Below are 5,373 nucleotides of genomic sequence, written 5' to 3'. Positions count from 1 at the left end.
CCGACGCACGGCTGAGCGTGCCGTAGGCGGACGGGCCTACCGCGAGCTCGTACATCCAATACACAGGCTGACACGAGCACCGGCTGCCTAGAAATTCGGTTGCCGGGCGACACCGCGGAACGTAGCGTCGTGAGCCTGCCATGACTATCTCCACCAGCTCTGCTGGCTCGCCCAGTGACCCCCGTGCTCCCGGTACTCTCAGCCCGCGTCGCCTTGTGCTGAGCAGTCTCTGGCCAGGGCGCCGGGGGGCGTTCGCGTTGTCCCTGACCGTCATCGCGGCAACCGTTCTCCCGCTACTGGCACCTCAGCTCACGCGGCGCTTCGTCGACGGCGCGATCGCCGGCGACAGTACCCAGCAGCTCGTCCTGATCGCCTTCGGCTACCTGGGGCTCGCGGTCTCCGGCCAACTGGCGCGGATGGTGACCGCGTGGCTGGCCAGCCGGCTCGCCTGGGATGGCACGAACCGGCTGCGGGAACTGCTGGCTGAGCACGCGCTGGGCCTGGACATGGCGTACCACGGAAAGCGCACTCCAGGCGAGATGATCGAGCGCGTCGACGGAGACGTGGTGGCGCTGGCGCAGTTCGTGGTCGCCTTTCTGCTCGATGTCGTGGCCAGCCTGCTGCTTCTGCTCGGCGTGATCGTCATCGTGTTCTCGGTGGACGTCCGCATCGGCGGCGTTCTGCTCGGATTCTGCGGTCTGCTGGCCTTCGGGATGGTGCGCGCGCAGCGGGTGGCGGTCCCCGCCGCGACGAAGGCGCGGGAGCGGTCGGCCGCGCTCTTCGGCAACCTTGAGGAGCGCCTCGTCGGCGCCGAGGACATCCGTGCGAACGGCGCCGGGGAGCACGTGGTGAACCGCTTCCATCGGGTCAGCGCGGAGCTGTACCGGGCGGACACGCGCGCGCAGACGATCGCCGGCGGGATATTCGCCGGCACGACGCTGGCCTTCGCGCTCGGCACGGCGTTGATACTCGGCCTCGCGGCGTGGAGCCAACGGGAGGGCGCACTCACCGTCGGTACGGCCGTCCTGCTCTTCCAGTACACACAGATGGTGCGTGCGCCGTTCGAGCGGCTCATCGACCAGCTGCAGCAGTACCAGAAGGCGTTGGCCGGGGTGGCCCGGATCGGTGGTCTGCTCGCCGAGCGGCGGACCCTGCCGGAGCCCGAGCACCCACGGCCCCTCCCACCCGCCGGCCCGCTGAGCGTCGACATGGACAGTGTGGCGTTCGCCTATCCTGACGACGAGGAGCGGGTGCTCTCGGAAGTCGACCTGCACCTGGCGCCCGGGGAGACGCTGGGTCTGGTGGGGCGTACCGGAAGCGGCAAGACCACGATCGCCCGGATGGTGCTCAGGCTGTACGACCCGACCGAGGGCACTGTCCGCGTCGGCGGTGTGGATCTGCGAGAGGCGGGACTCGAATCGGTGCATCGCCGGGTCTGCATCGTCACCCAGGACGTCCAGCTGTTCGCCGCGACCGTTCGGGACAACCTGACCCTGTTCCGTCCGGGCCTCGACGACGAGCGGTTGCGGAGGGTGCTCGTCGATGTCGGCCTGGGCGAGTGGCTCGATACCCTGCCGGACGGCCTGGACACCGTGCTCGGTCCGCAAGGTGGTGGGGTCTCCGCTGGTGAGGCGCAGCTGCTGGCTTTCGCGCGGGCGTTCCTCACCGACGCCGGGGTGGTCGTGCTCGACGAGGCGTCCAGCCGGCTCGATCCCGCGACCGAGGCGCGTATCGATGTCGCCATCGACCGGTTGCTCGCCGACCGGACCGGCATCCTGATCGCGCACCGTCTGTCCTCGCTGTCGCGCGTGGACAAGATCGCCGTCGTCGACGAGGGACGGGTCGTGGAGTACGGACGTCGAGAGGAGCTGGCCGCGGATCCGGCCAGCTGGTTCGGTCACCTGCTCGACGCCGCGGGGGTCCGGCGATGAAGGGGCGAGGTACGCAGGCGGTGTCGGGGCGTGGCCGGCACCGTGCGGTCTGGCTGGTGATCGGGCGTCTGAGCCGGGTCAACCTGCGACGCTACGTCGGCGGCGGGCTGCTGTGGGTGGCGTTCTTTGTGATCCCGCTGGTCACCGGGCTCGTCCTACAGGGCGTGTTCGACGCGATCAGCGGCCAGCGTGAGGTCTCGCTGGAGTCGGCGCTGTGGTTGTGCGCCGCGTTCGTCGCCGTCGAGGCAGTCCGTGGTGGGGTGTTCTGGATCGCGTTGTCCGTCTGGCCCTACTGGTGGATCGGTGCCGGGACGACGTTGCGCGCGAATACGTTGCGCTCGATCCTCACCGCGCGCGGGCCGGCGGCCAGCCGGCTGCCGCATTCCTCCGGTGAGGCGGTGGCACGGTTCCGGGATGACGTCGAAGACCTGGTGGTGGCGACCGACAACATCGTCGACCTCATCGGTGCCGCGCTCTTCGCCGCCGGCGCGTTCGCGATCATGGCCACCATCGATCCGGTCATCACCGTCGTCCTGGTGCTTCCGCTCACCATCATCGCGGTGCTGAACCGGCTCCTACGTGGTGTGATCACGCGGGTCCACCGGCAGGCCCGGCAGCTCGGCGCCGTCGTGACGGCGTTCATCGGGGAGACCTTCGCCGGCGTCCTCGCGATCAAGACCGCCGGTGCCGAGGGTGCGGTGCTGGAGCGTCTGCGCGAGCACAACCGGCGCCGCCGACACGCGGCGGTCAAGGACCGGCTGGTCATGGACATGCTCGACACCGCGAACTCCGCGACAGTCGAGATCAGCATCGGTCTGGTCCTGTTGCTCGCCACGCCGGCCATGCGCAGCGGCGACTTCACGGTGGGCGACTTCGCGCTGTTCACCAGTTACGTCGGATGGCTGACGATGCTGCCGCGCATCCTGGGGCGGATGCTGTACCGGATTCCGCAGGGAGCTGTGGCGACCGAACGTCTCAGCCGGTTGATGGCACACCATGAGGACGCTGACCATCTGTCCCGGCTCAGCGGGGTGCATTTCAGGCAGGACCCGCCGCCGGCCCTGACCCAGGTCCCGCCGCGGACCGATCCGCTCGATGTCTTCGAGGCCCGTGACATCACCGTGCTCCACGACGACGCCGGTCACGGTGTGGCCGGGGTCGACATCCGGATCGAGCGAGGATCGTTCACAGTCGTCACGGGCGCTGTCGGGGCGGGCAAGACGACGTTGGTCCGGGCGCTGCTCGGCATGCTGCCGCTCGAACGCGGCACGGTGAGCTGGAACGGGCAGCCGGTCGACGACCCGGGTACGTTCCTGGTGCCGGGCCGCGCCGCCTACGCGGGGCAGGTTCCGCGGCTGTTCTCCGAGTCATTGCGGGAGAATCTCCAGCTGGGCTGGCCAGTGGAAGACGGCAAGCTCAGGGCGGCGATCGAGCTCGCCGCCCTGGAGGAGGACGTCGCGGACATGCCTGAAGGGCTCGAGACTGTGGTCGGGTCGCGCGGTGTCCGCCTGTCCGGTGGGCAGGTGCAGCGTTCGACGGCCGCACGCGCACTGGTGCGTTCGCCGGATCTGCTGGTCGTCGACGACCTGTCGTCGGCGCTGGACGTCGAGACCGAGCAACGTCTCTGGGACCGGATCTCGGAAGCCGCTGGGGACGGCGGCGGGCCGTCGACGGTGCTGGTGGTCTCGCACCGCCGGGCCGCGCTGGAACGAGCGGACCAGATCGTCGTCCTGGACCGAGGGCAGGTCGTGGGCAGCGGATCCCTGGACGAGTTGCTGAGCACCAGCCCGGAGATGCGACGGCTCTGGTCCGAGGAACTGATCGTCGAGGCGGAGGAGCACAGCACCGCGTCGCTGGTGCCAGAGAGCCCGGGGTCTGATCACTAGGGCCGCGTCAGCTGCGCCTCCAGTCCGTCGAGCAGGTAGTCCAAGCCCGTGGCGAAGGCACCGTCCCAGTCGTCATCGTAGAGATAGCCTTGTGCGGCTAGCGTAGGGTAGCGGTCGCTCTCGGAACGTAGCTTCTCCTGGCCCACTCGGCGTTCCTCGTCGGTGATGTGCAGTGCTGTTTCGGTCGATGCCGACCCCATGACGTGGTTGTAGAGCGCCCAAGTCGCGGCGGAAAGGGCCGTCCCGGTGAACCCTGCGCGGGCGAGTGTCGCCTGCAGGATCTCCATCTGGGCGAGGAAGTTCGGCCCGACGCTCGGCCGCTGCCGTGCGGGGACCGCGGCGGCCCATGGGTGGCGTAGCAGCACTGATCGCCACCCGTACAGCACTGCGGTGACGTCCTTGCGCCAGTGCGACGTGCGCTCCGCTTCGAGCGTGAGATCGCCGAAGATCGCGTCGACGGCGAGATCGACGACGTCGTGCTTCGTCTCGACATGCCAGTAGAGCGACGGGGCGACGACTCCGAGCCGCTCAGCCAGCCGTCGCATGGTGAGCCGCTCGATTCCCTCCTCATCGAGGACGGCCACTGCCGCGTCGACGATGCGCGAGAGCGATAGCGGTGGCTCACCTCTGGAAGCGCGTCGGGGGCGCAACCAGACGCTACGCACTCCATCGTTCTTCATTTGGCTACCCACACTTCCTCCACATCGGCTGACGTCCCGGATCGCCGGACCGGTATGGCGAGTGTAGTACGGTGATCGAGGTCTCTAACATTGTTAGGGGATATCGAACCGGCGTAGATAGAGGTGTGCTTGTGACAGATGTGGCTGTGACAGATGAGTTAGCGAAGGCTCCTACAAGGCGGTGGTGGACGCTGCCCGTCGTTGCCGCGGCGCAGCTTCTCGTGGTCCTGGACGGGACGATTGTGAACATCGCCCTGCCTTCGGCGCAGGACGCGCTCGGTATCTCCGATGCGGCACGACACTGGGTGATCACCGCATACCTGCTGGCGTTCGGCGGGCTGTTGCTGATCGGCGGCCGGGTAAGCGGTGCACTCGGCCATCGGCGCGCGTTCGCCATCGGCCTGGTGGGCTTCGCCGGCGCATCCGCGCTGGGCGGGTTGGCCGCCCAGGCGGGAACGCTGATAGGGGCACGAGCCTTGCAGGGGGTTTTCGCTGCGCTCTTGGCTCCAGCCGCGTTGTCGTTGCTGACGACCACCTTCACCGAGGCACGCGAACGTGGCCGTGCGTTCGGGGTGTTCGCGGCGATCGGCGCGGCTGGATCGGCTATCGGTCTGATCGCGGGTGGATTGCTGACCGAGTACGCCAGTTGGCGGTGGTGCCTGTACATCAATGTGCCCATCGCGCTGCTCGCGCTCCTCGGCACGGTGTTCGTGCCGAAGGATATTCCCGTCCGCGGTGGCGAGCGGCCGGACGTCCTGGGCGTGTTGCTGAGCGCTTCTGGCTTGATCGCGGTGGTCTACGCGTTCAACCAGGCCGAACCACACGGCTGGGGTTCACCGGAGGTACTGGGTCTGCTGGCCGCCGGCGTCGTGCTTC

At 68.5% G+C, this 5,373-nt stretch carries 4 protein-coding genes; 3 read left to right on the top strand and 1 reads right to left on the bottom strand.

Annotated features, from left to right (window positions below):
- The first annotated feature begins 140 nt into the window (after positions 1-140).
- Entirely contained in the window at positions 141-1,931 is a 1,791-nt protein-coding gene (locus ELR45_RS22725) for an ABC transporter ATP-binding protein (protein ID WP_129668380.1), read from the top strand.
- Positions 1,928-3,817 carry an ABC transporter ATP-binding protein gene (locus ELR45_RS22720; protein ID WP_205857078.1) on the top strand — a complete coding sequence of 630 codons (1,890 nt, stop codon included), beginning with the start codon at positions 1,928-1,930 and terminating at the stop codon, positions 3,815-3,817. The genes ELR45_RS22725 and ELR45_RS22720 overlap by 4 nt, the downstream gene beginning before the upstream one ends.
- Here ELR45_RS22720 and ELR45_RS22715 read toward each other — a convergent pair.
- Positions 3,814-4,497: a TetR/AcrR family transcriptional regulator C-terminal domain-containing protein gene (locus ELR45_RS22715; RefSeq protein ID WP_129668471.1), complete on the bottom strand. Its 684-nt coding sequence runs from the start codon at positions 4,495-4,497 to the stop codon at positions 3,814-3,816. The two genes, ELR45_RS22720 and ELR45_RS22715, sit on opposite strands and share 4 nt — an antisense overlap.
- A gap of 146 nt (positions 4,498-4,643) precedes the next feature.
- Between ELR45_RS22715 and ELR45_RS38770 the strand changes: the two genes are divergently transcribed.
- The coding region (locus ELR45_RS38770; protein WP_205857076.1) for an MFS transporter at positions 4,644-5,373 on the top strand (730 nt) is incomplete at its 3' end.

It is taken from the genome of Phytoactinopolyspora endophytica (genome assembly GCF_004138495.1).
Lineage (GTDB): Bacteria > Actinomycetota > Actinomycetes > Jiangellales > Jiangellaceae > Phytoactinopolyspora > Phytoactinopolyspora endophytica.
The sequence above is the reverse complement of the archived record's forward strand: the minus strand, read 5'-3'. Positions and strand labels throughout refer to the sequence as shown.

What these genes read in the sequence shown, in the direction of transcription:
- ELR45_RS22715 (WP_129668471.1), bottom strand. Translation starts at nt 4,497, where the DNA reads ATGAAGAACGATGGAGTGCGTAGCGTCTGGTTGCGCCCCCGACGCGCT.
- ELR45_RS22725 (WP_129668380.1), top strand. Translation starts at nt 141, where the DNA reads ATGACTATCTCCACCAGCTCTGCTGGCTCGCCCAGTGACCCCCGTGCT.
- ELR45_RS22720 (WP_205857078.1), top strand. Translation starts at nt 1,928, where the DNA reads ATGAAGGGGCGAGGTACGCAGGCGGTGTCGGGGCGTGGCCGGCACCGT.